Genomic DNA, 16,757 nt, shown 5'->3' with positions numbered 1-16,757 from the left:
GCATAGCAAAGTAACATTTTCGGTCTGTCTTTGGTTGTTTTTGAGCAAATGTGATTATAAGAAACAATTCAAGGATGTGAGGATGAACGTATTACCCATCGGGTCACTGGTTATCTCTGAGCAATTTGAAGGCATCGGTAAAGTTGTCACCGTCGATAGTGATACAAATAACGCCACGGTCGCTTTTTTTGAGTCACCGGCTCAACCTTATGCACGACAAATGAAAGTTCCTTTAGAACAACTCACCCTGACAATCCCGCACGAAGAGACGGTAATTTATTGCATTGAGCCACATAGCCAACGATGGACTAGAGCCCGGTTTGGCGGATCGCGCCCCAAAGGGGATTTTCTCGTCATCTTTCGCGAAGATGAAACTACGACGCTGCCAATCGACGAAATTTTTGTTCTGAACAAAGCGCCGGATACCCCGATAAACCCTGCAGATTTCCTTGCCCTCCAAGCTAATGACGCACCGTTCTTTTTCCCTTACCGCCAAGCCTTTATTGAAACCTACATCCAGCAACGCGCTGCATGCCGCGCGATGGCATCCATTTCTAGTAGTGCCGTTGAACTCGAACCCCACCAATTGGCGGTAGTACGCCGTGTACTTCAGGATAAAAACCCCAAGTATATTCTGGCCGATGAGGTTGGGCTGGGGAAAACCATCGAAGCAGGAATGGTCATCCGTGAACACGCGTTAGAAGCAACTGGCCACGTCAGCATGCTTATTGCGGTTCCGGCACCACTAGTTAGCCAGTGGCGGGAAGAACTGGCTGAACGTTTTCAACTGAAACAACTTATTATTGATGCTTCGACGGCCCTCGCAGGTTTGCGACAAAATGAGGCCACGGAAGGCATCGTGATTTGCAGTCATTGCGATGGCTGTACCCTGATTGAACGGGGATTCACCCCTTCACTTATCGCAGTAGATGAGGTCCACCAGATTGCCTCTTGGCCGTGGTCAGGAGATAAAGATGAACGTTATGACTTCAACCTGATCGCAGAGGGTTGCCGGAAAGCCCACTACGTTCTGTTACTCACGGGGACCCCTCTGCATGGGCATGAAAGGAACTTCTTGTCGATGCTGCACTGTATTAATCCGGAAGCCTACCAAGTGGATGAGACCCATCTGCAAGACTTTACCGAACTAGTCAAAAATCGCGAAAACCTTGGCGGGATCTTCTCGGGGTTAGTACCTTCCGTCTCAAACGTCAGCTTACGTCGTAATCTGGAAACACTGCAGCAGCAGTTCCCAGAAGATACTGTTCTGATGACGCTCTGTCAGCAACTCATTCCGCTTATTGGGACGTTCTCCCCCAATACGCCGGAGCGTGAAGAAGGGATCCGGGATATTCGCCGGCACTTGGGGGAAAACTATCGCATTCATCATCGACTGTTGCGTAATCGCCGTCAGGTTTCACTCAGCTTCGATGAAACGAAAAACCTCAATCTAAACCTTCTGTTTCCTGGGCTAAATGGAGCAGAGGAGTGCCGCTGGTATTGCGATGGGTTAGCATTAGACGAACTGATTGATGAGTATCGTTCATTATCTTTACTGCCGCAGAATACGCAGTGGGCAATGAGTGAAGACACGTACCTCTTCTGGGTTGACGATCTCCTATCCAGCCCACTCTGTGTTATGCAACGCGCTAAAGTACATTTGGGTGAAGCGGAACGCACTCAGGAAGAACGAGATCTGTTAGAGCACATTGTTTCAACTGCAAAAAATGAACTACAGGCCATTGATTACAAGCTTGCCATCACACTGAATGAGTGGTTGCAAAAGAATCCGACAGGAAAAGCAATCGTCTTCTGCGATCGTCCGGATCTTGCCCAACACTTGGCAATAAAGCTCGAACTACTGCTGGAGTACCCCCAGGAACTCTATCAGCCGGGTCATCCCTTGATGTACCTCAAACCCGGCAGCCCTATTCGGATCCTAATTTGCGATAAAAGCGGCGAAGATGGTCTGAATCTCCATGGGGGAATGCGACTAGCCGTTCACTACGGTTTACCGCGCTCTTGTAGTCGTATTGAACAGCGCCTTGGTCGTCTGAACAGGTACAGTGCAAACCTGAAAGGCGTAAAACCTGTCCAGAGTCTGATCCTGAAAAATCACGCCGACTGTGGATTACGCAACGTGTGGGCCCGCATTCTGAAAGACTATATTGGCGTATTTAATAACACAATCGCCAGCCTCCAGTTCGTCCTCGACGATTATCTAGAAAATGCGTGGCAAAATGTCTACCAAGAAGGCCCGGTGGCCCTTGAACGTGTTGCCAGAGAATTCCCTGGCGAACAGGGTATTCTGGCCAATGAAACGCATAAAATTAACATGCAGGAAAAGCTGCTGGCGATGGATGATGAGATTGCAGAGGCGGCGATTTTTGCGCAACAGATCAGCGCTGACGATCATCTTGCAGTAGCGCAGTGTAATGCACTGACAAGTTGGATCACGCGTGTGCTACGTTTTCGCACCACCGGCACTCCAGAAAAAGGTATCAAGTTTCAGTTCGAACTCTCTGATCGCAGCACAGGGACGCTGGTCGATTTTAAAACCTTTCTCACCACCTGCATGCTCAGCTTCGATAAAGAAGGGGGCAACCCACCGTCAACGCATCTGATGAGCGCTGAACGCATTCCGGCGATCGACGGAACAACCGTTTACCCGCTGCGTTATGGGCAGCCATTTGTCGATACGATCTGGCAACTGTTAAACCAAGATGCCCGAGGCAGTTCCATGGCGGTACTGCGAGTGCTCCCCAAGCCACTGAATGAGCCCAATTACTTCTTTCAGTCAACTTGGCTTGTCACCCATTGCCAGACGCAGGATACCTACGCACAACGCCGTATTGCAGACGAGTTGTACCCGCCGCGAATTGTGCAACACTGGCTGTCCTCTAATGGTACGCCGGTGATAAATCCGCAGTTGCTGGAACTGCTCAATGGCGAGTACGCCAAACATGAAACATCGCAGAAATTCTATGCAGATATAAATCTGCGCCCTAATCTCTGGCAAGAAATCGAAGAACTTGTCTCACCGGACACGTGGAAAGAGATGGTGGAACGAGTCTATACCAGTGACCGAGAACAACAACAGGCAACCTTCGGCGAACAAGCCAGACTTCAGTTAATGGCCGTGAAAGCCGTGGTGGTGTGCAGCAGAAATCTATTAGAGGAAATCGTCTGATGGAAGAGGAATGGTCACGCCTGCAGCAGGCGCTAACCACCTATTTTAGTCAAGGGGTCACCTTTAAGGATGGCATCGAAAATCAGTTTCTGAACAGACTGATTCAGATCATCACCGATGCCTCGGCAGGTCATGGTGACATTTTTGCCGGCTACGCCGATGCGTTACGTGCCGCTCACGCGAGTGGTATTAGCGAGCCGTGGCTACCCCTGCCGCCAGAACTGACCGATGCTCCGGCACCTGAGTGGGGCATGACAAAGTTGCCTGCCGTGCAACAAATTCAACTGGCTGAAGAGTCGGACCTGGCGCTGACCAGAGCCACCTATCAGCGTAAGATACGCAGGAACTTGCTGCGCCCCGAGACTGATCCGGCACTGAGGCGCCTGTTACCCGAAGAGCCATGGCTGACTCACTATCAGGGATTCGGTCAACAGGCCGCCATCCGGACGCTGCTAACGTCTGATAATAACTGTACATTGCTGGTTAATCTGCCCACCAGTTGCGGTAAAAGTCTGCTCACCCAACTCCAGGCGCTCAGCGCACCGACAAACACCCTCACGCTGGTGATCGTCCCCACTGTCGCCCTCGCGATTGAGCAGGCTGACGATATGCAAAAACTGCTTCGCGGTGCTGACCAAGATCATGGTGGAAGTTATGTTTGGATCGGAGGCCAAGATCAGCCCTCGCGTCAGGCAATTAAGGAAAGAATCAAGGCGGGAACACAGCGTGTTCTCTTCTGTTCCCCAGAATCCGTTCGCTCTTCTTTGGTTCCGGTGCTGTTTGAGCTTTCCAGACTGAATATGATTGGCGCGATTGTCATAGACGAAGCGCATTTGATCGATCAATGGGGCGCAGAGTTCCGCCCTGACTTTCAGCTAATTGCCCCTATGATTCGCTCACTGAAAGCCATGGGCAAATGCCGTTTTCGTACGCTGCTGCTTTCGGCGACTTACAGCAAAAGTACCCGCGACATTCTGGTCGAGCAGTTCCATGATGAAAACAGTGAACTGATTGAAGTATCAGCTAATTTCCTACGCCCAGAGCCGGAATATTTTGTGCATCATGAGGCAAATGAAAACGCGCATCGTCAGCGGGTCGAACAACTTCTGATGACCTTACCCCGCCCGCTGATTTTGTATTGCACTACCCGCACAGATGCGGAAATGTGGTCTGCCCGTCTGAACGAACTGGGCTACTGGCGAATCGGCATATTCCACGGTCAAATTGACACAAACAATCGCAAGAAATTGATTTCAAAATGGAAAAATGACCAACTCGATATCATGGTCGCTACCTCTGCCTTTGGGGTAGGGATGAATAAAAAGGAAATCCGCAGCATCATTCATGCTGCTATTCCGGAAAATATCGACCGCTATTACCAGGACTGTGGACGTGCTGGGCGTGACGGCAGATCCTGCCAGGTGCATCTGGTATGGCATAAGGCGCAAATGAAAACGGCAAAATCGCTGGCCGTTGAGACGCTGATTGGCGTAGAAAAAGGTTTTGCCCGCTGGAAAGCAATGTTTGACGATCGTAAGAAAAGCCCGATCGCTGACTACATGATTTCACTGAACACCAAGCCCGTTCATATCGATCACCAAGGCGATAAAAACGAAGCTTGGAATCGTCGGACGTTGCTGTTAATGCAAAGAGCCGGACTCATCAAACTGGTCTTTGCTGAACCGAAAATTCCTGACGACCTGCGAGATAATCTGGATGACAACAACACGCAACTGATTGAATGGTCCGAAAGCTACTATAACCACGTACATATCCGTCACTGTGACGATGCGCATTATTCAGAAGCGCACTGGAACACCTATGTGGAGAAGATCCGCCAGTCCGAGTTGAATAACCGCCGGGCAGCCTTTACGGTAATGGAAACGTGGTTGGAGGATCCTGGCAAACCACTGTGTAAAATTCTGCAGAAATTCTATGAATATCAGAGCCATCCTCCCGAGTTAACCTGTGGTGGTTGTCCGGGATGTCGCCAGAAAGGGAAAGGGGCGTTTTCGCCCACCGTGGGCACAGATGTACAAATTTTACGTTCCGAGCCGAAGAAAAAAGCACTCTTCGTAGGTGCGGAAAAGAAAGTTTATTACAACGAAAATATGAAGTTACATTCGTTGTTGATGGAACTTCGTGTGACGTTGCGATCACTGATCACCTCTGGCGAATACGTGTTTATTCGTGCAGACAGAGCAGTGTTCCTGCAACTAGAGAACAACCTAGATTCGCTTTCGCATTTCTGGAGCGCACAGAAAATGACAGCACCTGCATCGGATGGACCAGAGATCGTGATCATCCCTAACACGGCTAATGCGTTCCCAGATCTACCCATGACGCGCTTTGAGCGAATTATTATTGCACCTGAGCATCTCGCCGATCCTCAGTTCCCACATCGAACATGGTGCGCAAGTGCCGCTAATGCGCTGTCGCTGGACTCTTTTATCAGGCAACTACAACATGTCAATAATTAACAACGCAAACCCAGGAAGCGGACTGATACTGCTTCCTTTGATTGAACGCGTTCTGCAAAGCGCACAGGAACCGTTGTCTCAGGACACACTGCTCGCCCGCTATCGTCCTGATAACCTGCCCGCTAACGATAACGCGTGGAGAAAATTAAAAGAGAACCTGAGCTTTTGGTGCAATCTGGGACTCTGGCCGATGCTCGACGGAAAGATGTTACCGCTTGAAGCAGGTGTGCGTCCACTGGCGCATCGGTTGCTTATCTGTACGATTGATGCTTGTCGTGAAAAAGGCGTTGCCAGTGGGAATGATTGCGAACCGTTGTGGCGGGTACTGAGTTGCTTGTTGAGCCTTCAGCAACACTCGGTCGGGGGCCGGGAACCTCTTTCCCCTACGATCATCACCAACAAAGTGCATAAATGGTTACCTGGCGAAACCATCAATAGCAACACCGAAAAACTAGTGAGAGAATTTGGTCGTTTTCTCGGTTTTCTCGAGTTAATGCCGGACGGAAATTATGTCACCGACCCTACCCGGGCCATCCAATATTTTCTGCCGGAGATCTTTGACGATACGCATACCCTTCCCGCCAAAATCTTTATGGCAAACATGGCGGAGGTCATGCCGATGATGGACGGGGGCCAGTACAGAAACTCCGTTCATGACGTGATGCAGCAGGAAAAAGACTGGATCGCACCGGAAGGTGACAATATCTGCACCAGCACATCTGTTGCGCTGCAACGACTTGAAATCAGTAGACGCATTATCCTCTCCATCCACAGTGATGATAAAGACGCCTTATCACTTCACTTACCTGGCGGTAAAATTCGCCGGGTTAGCCAAATCACGCTAAGAGAGGATGCAGAATGAGCATAATGGAATATTGGCCATCCAGGAAAAATATCGTCCAATGCATTCGCAATGAAGCAGAAGAATTAGAGGATCATGTGCTTCTGGCCGTACATGAACCGATGCTACTGACCCGACGCGACGTCAATGAAAATCATACAATATTGCGTGATGAAGACCTGTTCCAGCAGTTACTTCATACGGAGCGCGCGATCCCACTGATTGGCCGCTCGGGGATGGGGAAATCACATCTGGTGCGCTGGTTAGACTGCCGATTCAACATGTACCTAGCGGAAAACAACAAGAATGAGCAATGGGAAATTGTCCGGATACCCAAAAACGCCAGTCTACGGCAGGTGCTTTTACGCATCCTAAAAAATTTGACGGGGGAATTTTTCGACAACGCACGCATGCGCGTTAATGAAGTGACAGAACAGTACCCAGCGAAAGATCTGGCAGACCTACTGTTGACCATGATGGCCCATCAGTTGCAGGACATGCAAAAAGCGGTCAAGGAAGAAGGTCAAACATTGCTGGCGCAAGGTAAAGACATTCCTGCAGACCGACTCGCCTATATGGAAGCTATCATTGAAGAGGTGGAAAACGGTATCTGTGATCTGATCACCGACCCTAACTTCAAACAGAATCTTCTGAATCCAGGCCACTGTATTTTCAAACTTGCCAGTCGGATGAGTAGTGGTCTGAAAGAAGGAGAAGAAGATCATGATAAATATGAACTTCTTCCGGAAGATCTCTATTTTATCTTTGAACCTGACGATCTGTCCGCGCGTGCACGCCGCTATCTGAACCATTCTCAACTGCATGAGTCAGACCAAGTGGAGGCGCGTGCCCGAGCAGCGCGCGTGCTCAATGAAGCCATGCATACCTCGCTGAAATCACTTTTCAAGCGCCTGTTCACCTTCAATGGAGGATCTTTTCAGGAGCTTTTTCAGGACATCCGCAAGGAGTTTCTACGACTTAATCGTCGTCTGGTGATTCTGGTAGAAGATATGGCGGCGATTTCCGCTATTGAAGATGTTCTGATCGACAGTCTGATCGAAGAAGCGGCACCTGGCGGCGTGCAAGTTCTCTGTCCTGTCCACTCAGTGATTGCAGTCACCGACAATTATCCTGGCTATAAACGCCGCCAGGAAACGTTAATCACACGTGCTGGCTACGAGTGGGTCATTGAGAACGTCGATAAAGACAATAACGAAGATCGTATTGTCTCGTTCTGTGGTCGCTATCTGAACGCCGCACGCTTTGGATCAAAGGAGTTAAAAAAACGTCCTGAGCAAGGTAAGTCTCTGTGGCCACCTGTATGGCACAGTGATGAGATCCCTGATGCACTAGAGGATTTTGGTTATTCTGCCAATCAGAAATTCCCGCTATTCCCGTATAACCGTAGTGCCATTCTGGCATTGGCGGATAAGCATTGCCGCGACAGCAGCGGCGAGTTGATTTTTAACCCGCGCACAATCATTAACCGCATCCTGTTAGATATTCTGCGCGATTGCCGAATAGAAGCGGAAAAAACACAGTTCCCGCCAGCAAATTTCGCTGGAATTCATGCCGTTCCCGAGATCGAAGACAAGATTTCACAACTGGTTGTCAGTCGGGTTGGCAGTTCGGTGACACTTGCCGCCATCTGGGGATATGGCATTGATTCTTTTGATGAACTACGCGTAAAACTGCCAAGTAGCGTTGCGAGTACCTTTGGCCTCGATGAGCTAGCCGCACAACTGAATGGCAAAGGTCCCACGATGAAATCGGTGGAACCAGTAACAAAGAACGCACACGAAACGACTGGCAAGACAGGCAGTACGCCGGCGGGTAAAAAGATTGACAATCCGGAGTTCGAACCGAAAGAAGAGGCAAAATACACTGCCAAATCCGAACTACCCTTTATCAGGGCGGTCCGTGCATGGGTGAATGATAATGTCATTCTGCCGCAGGAGGTTGCCCGTGATTTGCGTACGGCACTGAACGCTTGTTATGAAATTCATGCACAGCCAGAGTTGTTTGGTATGTCTTCTCGACCACCGCTGAAAGAAGGTCGTTTTACGTTGATTTTTCTGCCAAAAGCGGCATCTAACCCCTCAAGTATTATTACGAACTTTTACTCTGAGCAGGACCTGACCGATCCTTCCCGACGGGTAGATGTGTATAACGCCGCGGTAGCCCTGTTACGTATCCAGCATTACGCCGATTTAAAGCAAGGTTTTAATTATCCAGAGGCGCAGGAAGACTATACTCGCTATCAAAACTTCATCCAGTGGTGGGTACCGCAGGCTACGGAAAGTGCCATTAATCACTTCCGGGCGCGTAACTTACGGGATGCGCTGAAAAAGCATCTGCAAAAAGCTCTGCTGCTTGGCCTGGTGACCGGTAAAGAAGAACCGGCGGAAATCGTCAATACCCTCTGCCTCACCCAGAAAGGCGTCGGAAGAACTGAAGGTAAAAGTACCGGTCGAACGCTGACGACCGCTCCTTCCGAGATCTGTTTCAGAGGGATTGAGGCAACACTGCATCCGCACGCCAGTGCCAGAGTCGCCGAAGCTAGGGCGCAGGCGCTCGTAGGATGGGATGATGCCAGAAAAGCGTGGCTTGAACAGGTTGCCATCACGGAGCAAGGCTCAGGCTTGGGCAGCAGTCGTGCGCTGGATGCCGATGTAATATATTCTGCGCTGAAAACAGTGTTAAAACAGCCGCTTGGCGCAGAAATTGAACGTGCGGCGCTCTCCGTCAAACAGGAACTTGCCAGCACGTTAAAAAATGTTCAGCTCTTTGCCAACATCAAAGATAGTGACGATTTCCTCAGACAACTGAACGACTGGCAGACGTTTATTGAGACTGTGCGGGCCGAGCACTACCCCACTGGCAGCGCTCAGTACAAGCCATCTTCGTGGCTGCTGGGGGAAATTGAAGCTCTCAGAACCAACTCCGAGGAGAGTCTGGCGACATTAAATGCGTTACTTTCCATTGAAAAACAGAAAGATAGTGCGAAATTGTGGCTGGAGATCTGTCAACTTGATGGTGACTACGTTTCAAGAATCAGCAGCATACTTGCGCAATGGCAACTGGTACAACCCAAGATCGCGTTCACACTCCAGCAGATGAATGCCAAAGGGGATATCCAGCAACTGACTCTTGCTCTGAATAAAGTGAATGACCGTCTAAAAACACTTGCGAGCGATATCATCGCCTCTGGAGTTGATCAATGACCACCTTACGCCAACAACTGGCCGAGATGCAAAAAGAACTCGATCTTAGCTTTCAGGCTGGTAAGGCCTCACAAATCATCGATAAATGTAATCTGGTGTGCAGCAAAACTAACACCATTGCAGATAAGTTTGTATTGCTTAAACAGCAATATTCAGCCCAGCAACAACTCCCGCGGGGCATTGCGGTTACCTGGAATGACGAGCAGCGTAGCGAACTGATCGCTGCCGCGAACAGCGTCAAAAGTCTCATGTTGCAGTGGAGACGCTGGCTGAAAAAACAGTCGGTAGACAATTCTGGCGAGGAAGAGAACCTTGCAGATCAGGAAGAGTCACCACAGGAATCTCTGGGTGAGACTCTGACCGCCTCAGAGGAACCTACTGCCTACGACATCATCCAGAATGATTCCTTGACCCATTGCGTCAACCAACTCGGCGCCCTGCACAAGGACCTAAGCAAAGAACTAAAAGATGCTTGGAATACATGGCTGGAAGAGTTACATCATCAAGTTCACGTCGATGACAAAACTCTGAATTTTCAGAAAAATACGAATAAATTTGATGATATCGCCTCCGACTACGAGCGTCGACGTCTGGATTTCGAAAACTTAACGCAGAGCCAGCCAGTCAGCGATGAAAAGATTCACCAAATTAAAGCGCTAGCCGAGAAACTTTATTCCCTGCGCGGCATGATGAAAACGGACTGGCCTGACGTGGTTCAGGCATTTTTCAATCGCATTAATGGCCCGCAGAACTTGCGCCCGACGTTAAGCGCCCTTACGCCTGAGGTGCTTGAGTGGTTAACGGTTGAAGAGATGCTGGATGAGTTCGTGATCACAAGGAAATAATTTATGTCTACGGCTGATTTGTCCCTCCTGCACCAAGCGCTGGATCTGCTCGAAGAGCGGGAAGCAGAACTGCTGGTCTGGGGGGATACAGATGGCGCATTTACCCATGCCGATATCATCTCGCTCTTTACCCGGCACCTTCCGTACGAAGATGCCGAGTCGTTACTGGCAGAACTGCAGAAGGCAGCCATGCTTTTCAGCGTCCCGACCAGCAAAGGGGGAACTCGCTACCGCACGCGTATGGCAGAAGCGGTATGCCTGTTCCGCCACCAGCGTCAATGGTTCCGCAATCAACCGCTTCAGCAAGCCCGGACGCTTGTCGCCGACTACCGTTTCGTCCGTCGCCCGCGCAACTATCCGAAGCGTGAACTTCCGGCGCAAACGGTGCTGAGCAAATGGGTCGATGTCCCGTGGATGAACGAAATTAAACGCCAGGCGCTTTCCCGACTGATCGGCGACTTTTCCATTGCCGGCTTTCAGGAACGCTCAACCGAACGTATTTTGCGCGCCTGGCACTTTCATAGTCATCATGCCCGCGTGAAAGAAGCTACCGGGACCATTGTCTGTGCCGGTACGGGGAGTGGTAAAACACTGGCGTTCTATCTCCCGGCACTCACCTCGCTCCTCAATGATATTCAGCGCGACAATGCGCAACGGGTCAGGACGCTGGCACTGTATCCACGTAAAGAACTGCTTAAAGATCAGTTCATGGAAACCTGGAGTAAATGTCGTGAACTTGATAATCAGGCCCTAGTACTGACAGGACGCAAGATCCGTATTGGTTCTTTTTTCGGTGATACCCCGTTCAACCATCAATACGCAATGAAAGATAAAGACAAGGATATGCCCTTTGATTTACTCCGTTGTACCACGCCGAAATGTTCGGGGCAAATGCACTGGAAAGCAGAAGATATCAAAGCGAAAAAAGAGATTCTTCGTTGTAGCCACTGTAATCACAGCGTAGACAGTGACGAAGTAATCCTGACCCGCGTCTCGCTGATGAAAAACCCGCCTGACATCCTGTTTACCACTACCGAAATGCTCAATCAGCACCTAGGGAATAACCAAACGAATCACCTATTTGGCGTTGGCATTGACGTAACACCTCCGCCGGTAGTCCTGCTGGATGAAGTACACACCTATGTGGGGAATACCGGTGCACAGACGGCCTATCTACTGCGACGCTGGATGCAACTTGCGCGCAGCCACCCTCATTTTGTTGGGCTTTCGGCAACGCTGAGTGACGCCGAACGTTTCTTCGCCGATCTGGTAGGTGCACATAAAAAACATGTGGCTCTTATCGAACCGAAGTTCCACGAAATGGAAGATGAAGGGGCTGAATATCTGCTGGCATTACGCGGTGATCCGGTCTCGCAAACCGCCTTGCTATCTACTACTATCCAGACCAGCATGCTCGCTCGGCGTATTCTGGATACGAAAAGGAAAAAATCATGCGGGACATGGGGGCAAAAAACCTTTGTCTTCACCGACGATCTGGATATCAATAACCGACTTTATCATCAACTGTGTGACGCCGAAGGCTGGCGGTCGCGTGGTCAAAACTTATACGTTGCAAAACCACCGCTGGCTTCTCAGCGTCTGGAAACACCGAAAAACAGCCATAAGCTGACATTGGCAGGACAGAACTGGCGTATCGCGCTGGATATTGGTCACTCACTTGACGAAAATGACCGAGCCATCGTTGCCCGCACGTCCAGTCAGGACGTCGGGGTCGATCCTAGAGCGGAAGTGGTGATTGCAACCGCGTCGCTGGAGGTGGGCTTTAACGACCCCTCCGTTGGCATGGTTATTCAGCATAAAGCGCCACGTAACGTTGCCTCCTATTTGCAGCGCAAAGGGCGTGCTGGTCGTTCAAGAACCATGCGTCCGTGGATGGTCGCTGTCCTATCCGAATTTGGCCGCGACCGAGTCGTTTATCAACGCTATGAAGAGCTCATTAATCCAGAGATAAAAGGACAGTTGTTGCCAATGGGCAACATCCATATCCAGAAAATGCAGGCGGCAATGGCGACACTTGACTGGCTGAGCATGAAGATCCCCGGAAGTAATATCTGGTCATTGCTGAATAAACCGCAGACAAAGCAAGAATCTCTTGATCATCTTGATCGTATGCTCCACCTGATTACTGCCGTGATTGAACAACATGCGTGGCAGCTGGAGCTGGAGAAGTATCTGTTTTACGCGTTGCGCATCACTGACGAGCAACTTCAGCGTGTACTGTGGTCGCCGCCCCGTTCGATCATGATGGAGTTGCTGCCGACATTAAAACGACAACTCACGACCCAATGGTCGCGGATGGGCCAACCGGAGGCAGATCGTTCGACGGGACGTTCCCCACTGCCGGCCTTTATTCCTTCAGCGCTATTCAGTGAGCTTAATCTGCCGGAACTGGAGATCCATCTCGAGCGGAAGTTCGAGAAGCGTGAACATTTGCCCTTTATTCAGGGGCTGAAAGAGTTTGCGCCGGGGCGCATTTCCAAGCGCTATGCCGTTTACTCCGACAATGAAGCAGACTGGCTTATCCCAAACAACTTTGTTCCGGCGATGAATTGCGTTTCGGATGTTGATTTTGAAATTGAGCAGGCTTTCGGCAATACTTGGCAGCCCGAGTGTGTCATCGAGTGCGAAGGTCAGCCCCCTATTAGGGTCATTCGCCCGATGCAGGTGCTTACGCGCGCGCTGAGATTTGATCAAAATCTCACCGAGAAAAGCAACTCGCAACTGTACTGGCATACCCGTTTTAACCCAGACGATCAGGCCGTTCCGCTCCCCATTCCTACCGGCCCGTGGGCGGAGATCCTCCGCTCCATTACGTTCTTCACCCACCAGAACATGACACCTCTAGATGTCACGCGTTACGCCACCCACGCAACAGCCTCATTACGCAATAAAACCAAGCAACAGGCGCATGTGAACTTCAGATGGGTCGAGCATGGCGAGCCTGTCGGGGTTGGCGTGCGGCAGTGGGTGGATGGCGCACGGCTCAGATTTACGCTGCCACCCAATCTGCTGCAACGCCTCCGGCATGACCCGGCCATTCAGCGCGCACTGCGAACACTCTATTTCCAGCATCGCATCAAACGTGAACCACGCTTCGAATATGACACGTTTACCGCTGACTGGATCTACGAGTGCTATCTGGCTGCGGTTACGCGGGAACTGGTCACACAGTCGTCTCTGGCAGATTCTATCGCGGAATTAAAAACTCCGGACGGCCGACGTCGCCTCGCTGATATCGCGGACACACTCTTCCAGGCAGATAATATCTTTGAAAATTGCGAGGATGGTGAAGACGACGTTGAAAGTCAGGAACTGCAGCAACATTTGCGCAACCTGTTTAAAGAGACCGACATTCTGGACATGATAGATAGGCACAGCGCGATCCTGACTCAGGATCTCAGTGATGATGTCGATTTTCAGGACTGGCTACAGGAGTTACTGACAACGACGCTGGCCGGAGCGGTCAAACAAACCAGCCACCTGTTGCTGCCGGATGTCGATGAACGCGGTCTGGTGGTGGATACCGAACTAAACGACGAAGTACTGGACGTCTGGCTGACCGAATCAGAACCCGGCGGCTGTGGTATCATTACCCGTATGGAAGACGTTTTTCATCAGGATCCGGTCTCCGTACTGAATCTGTTTATGCGTAGTTTTGCCGTCAGCGATTACGAGCAGATCGACTACAACCTGTTCGAGATGCTTTCGCGGCTCTCATCTTCCAGCGAACTTCAGGAGGCCTTGAATGCGATACGTCAGGCCAGCAGTCATCTGCAGCGTCGCCAGGCTAACGCCCACCTCAGAGCGCTGCTAAAGGCGCAGGGATTTGCACTTAGTCACAGTTTTATGTCGGTGCTGCACACGCGGGTATTACGTCCGGGCAGCCAAGCGTCACATGATGCGCAGATGCTTGCATATCTCAACGCATGGCGGGAATTGGAAGATAAAGCCGGATACGAAATCGCTCTGAATATTTTTGCCCATACCCAAGCGACGCAAGAACTGCCTGACGCCAGTGTGATTAAAGTTTTTGAGCGCTTTTGCAAAATTCAGGGAATGCTCTGGCAGCGCGGCAATGCCATCCGTCGGTCGGTTCTCAGCTATTACAATCCGTTTAAGTCCGGTAACAACCTGACTGAACGACTGCTGCTAAGCTCACTGTTTCAACAGACGGCGTGTAGCATCAGCATCAGCGAGAGCGATTGGTTAGCGCAGTTACATCACGCCATTACCCAACACGGCTTTGCAGAACTGCATATCCCGCGCGAGGCTCGCCATCGTATTGTGGAAGTGATCTCTCTGGTGCAGGTGACTCCAATTGAGTACTTTGGTTTGCATCTTTATCCCCGCGAATCCGCCGTGGATTATCAGGATGGCAATCTGGTGTTACGTTTTGAACTGGCCGAAGCGCTACTGTAAGGAACGCAGAAATGGAAGAACAACGACAAATTTTCCTGCATGGCCCACTGGGCCAGCGACATTTGCGGGAAATCCTAAGCGCGCAGTTTAGTGGCTTGATCCTCTATCCGGAACTGATCTGGCTGATCTCTCCGTGGATGAGTGACTTTGACGTGATTGATAACCGAGGCGGTCAGTGGAGTTTTCTTGATCCTTCATGGGGAGCTCGGATGATCAGCTTTCAGGAATTGCTCGCCACCGCCGTTAACAATGGTTGCCCGTTACGTATCGTGACACGTAAAGACACGCACAGCGTGGTCTTTATCGAGCGACTATTGATGCGCTTATCGCCCGATCACGACATGCAATACCTATATCACGAGAACCTGCACGCTAAGGGATTGCTGACCAAACATTTCTTTCTGAAAGGCTCCATGAATTACACCTGGAGCGGCGCAAACGTGAACGATGAGCATCTGTTGTTTTCAACCAATAATACGGTGATTGTCAACGACGGATGAAAAGTGATCCACTTATATCTCCACCAACGGCCCAATATTGATCCACCGTTTTACTCAGGATTAGCTTCTGCTATAACCCCGGCTTTTCGTTTCTGTCTGAGTCGATAGCTTTCTCCTTTGATTTGAACGACATGTGAGTGGTGTAAGATACGGTCCAGCATCGCTGAGGTCAGTGCTGCATCACCGGCGAACGTTTGATCCCACTGCCCGAACGGCAGATTGGATGTCAGGATCATTGCGCTCTTTTCGTAACGTTTAGCAATGACCTGGAAGAACAGTTTTGCTTCTTCCTGACTGAACGGCAGATAGCCTATTTCATCAATGATGAGCAGGCGGGGGGCCATTACTCCACGCTGAAGCGTCGTTTTATAACGGCCCTGACGTTGTGCCGTAGATAACTGAAGTAACAGATCTGCTGCTGTTGTGAAGCGAACTTTGATACCTGCACGGACGGCTTCATAGCCCATCGCTATTGCCAGATGGGTTTTCCCCACACCTGATGGCCCCAGTAATACGATATTTTCATTACGTTCTATGAAGCTGAGTGAGCGTAACGACTGGAGTTGCTTCTGCGGTGCTCCGGTGGCGAATGTGAAGTCATACTCTTCGAACGTTTTCACCGCCGGGAAGGCTGCCATTCGGGTATACATCGCCTGTTTACGTTGATGACGTGCCAGTTTTTCTTCATGAAGCAGATGCTCCAGGAAGTCCATATAACTCCATTCCTGGTCTACTGCCTGTTGTGACAGCGCAGGCGCTGCGCTTATAAGGCTTTCCAGTTGCAACTGCCCGGCGAGCGCCATCAGTCGTTGATGTTGCAGTTCCATCATCACGCCACTCCTCTGCAGAATGAGTCGTAGATGGAGAGTGGATGATGCAGGGGGTGTTTGTCGAAGTTCACCAGATTTTCACCAGGATGCACGTCATACTCTTTTTTCTCCGGAGGCAGTGCCAGCATGGACTGCTGCTCTTCGAGCCAGCGATCGCAGGGACGGGCCTGGATTGTTTCATGCTTTCGTTGGTTAGCGACATCGTGCAGCCAGCGCAGACCGTGGCGGTTGGCTGTTTCAACATCGACAGTGATCCCCATCGGGCGCAGGCGAGTCATTAGTGGGATGTAAAAACTGTTACGGGTGTACTGCACCATCCGTTCCACCTTACCTTTAGTCTGTGCCCTGAAGGGGCGACACAGTCGGGGAGAGAAGCCCATCTCCTTGCCGAACTGCCACAGCGAAGG

The 16,757-nt window shown here is 50.6% G+C and carries 8 protein-coding genes and 1 pseudogene; 7 read left to right on the top strand and 2 right to left on the bottom strand.

What is annotated here, in order from left to right; genetic code table 11:
• Positions 1 to 82: 82 nt before the first annotated feature.
• The 7 genes from dpdE to dpdK are packed head-to-tail and all read left to right on the top strand — an operon-like array spanning position 83 to position 15,520.
• A complete protein-coding gene (dpdE, locus tag ATB02_RS14645) occupies positions 83 to 3,190 on the top strand; it encodes a protein DpdE (RefSeq protein ID WP_105271813.1) in 3,108 nt (1,035 codons plus the stop codon).
• Positions 3,190 to 5,670: a protein DpdF gene (gene dpdF / locus ATB02_RS14640; protein WP_105271812.1), complete on the top strand. Its 2,481-nt coding sequence runs from the start codon at positions 3,190 to 3,192 to the stop codon at positions 5,668 to 5,670. The genes dpdE and dpdF overlap by 1 nt, the downstream gene beginning before the upstream one ends.
• Entirely contained in the window at positions 5,657 to 6,532 is an 876-nt protein-coding gene (gene dpdG / locus ATB02_RS14635) for a protein DpdG (RefSeq protein WP_000022533.1), read from the top strand. The genes dpdF and dpdG overlap by 14 nt, the downstream gene beginning before the upstream one ends.
• On the top strand, positions 6,529 to 9,735 hold the full coding sequence (gene dpdH, locus ATB02_RS14630; RefSeq protein WP_000026162.1) for a protein DpdH: 3,207 nt from the start codon (positions 6,529 to 6,531) through the stop codon (positions 9,733 to 9,735). The genes dpdG and dpdH overlap by 4 nt, the downstream gene beginning before the upstream one ends.
• Positions 9,732 to 10,580, top strand: coding sequence for a hypothetical protein (locus ATB02_RS14625; protein WP_000209821.1), 849 nt, complete (start codon positions 9,732 to 9,734; stop codon positions 10,578 to 10,580). The genes dpdH and ATB02_RS14625 overlap by 4 nt, the downstream gene beginning before the upstream one ends.
• A gap of 3 nt (positions 10,581 to 10,583) precedes the next feature.
• Entirely contained in the window at positions 10,584 to 15,020 is a 4,437-nt protein-coding gene (dpdJ, locus tag ATB02_RS14620; protein WP_105271811.1) for a protein DpdJ, read from the top strand.
• Positions 15,021 to 15,031: 11 nt separating this feature from the next.
• Positions 15,032 to 15,520: a phospholipase D-like domain-containing protein DpdK gene (gene dpdK / locus ATB02_RS14615; protein ID WP_105271810.1), complete on the top strand. Its 489-nt coding sequence runs from the start codon at positions 15,032 to 15,034 to the stop codon at positions 15,518 to 15,520.
• A gap of 50 nt (positions 15,521 to 15,570) precedes the next feature.
• Here the strand turns inward: dpdK and istB are convergent, their stop codons facing one another.
• Complete coding sequence (gene istB, locus ATB02_RS14610; RefSeq protein WP_001317493.1) at positions 15,571 to 16,353, bottom strand: IS21-like element IS100kyp family helper ATPase IstB; 783 nt, start codon at positions 16,351 to 16,353, stop codon at positions 15,571 to 15,573.
• Positions 16,350 to 16,757 (bottom strand): annotated as a pseudogene (locus ATB02_RS14605) (IS21 family transposase); the annotation flags it as partial. The pseudogene ATB02_RS14605 and the gene istB, both read right to left, overlap by 4 nt.

It is taken from the genome of Escherichia sp. MOD1-EC5189 (assembly GCF_002966045.1).
Taxonomy (GTDB): Bacteria; Pseudomonadota; Gammaproteobacteria; order Enterobacterales; family Enterobacteriaceae; genus Escherichia; species Escherichia coli_F.
This window is presented reverse-complemented; position numbering and strand designations above follow the sequence as displayed.

What these genes read in the sequence shown, in the direction of transcription:
- dpdF (WP_105271812.1), top strand. Translation starts at nt 3,190, where the DNA reads ATGGAAGAGGAATGGTCACGCCTGCAGCAGGCGCTAACCACCTATTTT.
- dpdH (WP_000026162.1), top strand. Translation starts at nt 6,529, where the DNA reads ATGAGCATAATGGAATATTGGCCATCCAGGAAAAATATCGTCCAATGC.
- dpdE (WP_105271813.1), top strand. Translation starts at nt 83, where the DNA reads ATGAACGTATTACCCATCGGGTCACTGGTTATCTCTGAGCAATTTGAA.
- dpdG (WP_000022533.1), top strand. Translation starts at nt 5,657, where the DNA reads ATGTCAATAATTAACAACGCAAACCCAGGAAGCGGACTGATACTGCTT.
- dpdK (WP_105271810.1), top strand. Translation starts at nt 15,032, where the DNA reads ATGGAAGAACAACGACAAATTTTCCTGCATGGCCCACTGGGCCAGCGA.
- dpdJ (WP_105271811.1), top strand. Translation starts at nt 10,584, where the DNA reads ATGTCTACGGCTGATTTGTCCCTCCTGCACCAAGCGCTGGATCTGCTC.
- ATB02_RS14625 (WP_000209821.1), top strand. Translation starts at nt 9,732, where the DNA reads ATGACCACCTTACGCCAACAACTGGCCGAGATGCAAAAAGAACTCGAT.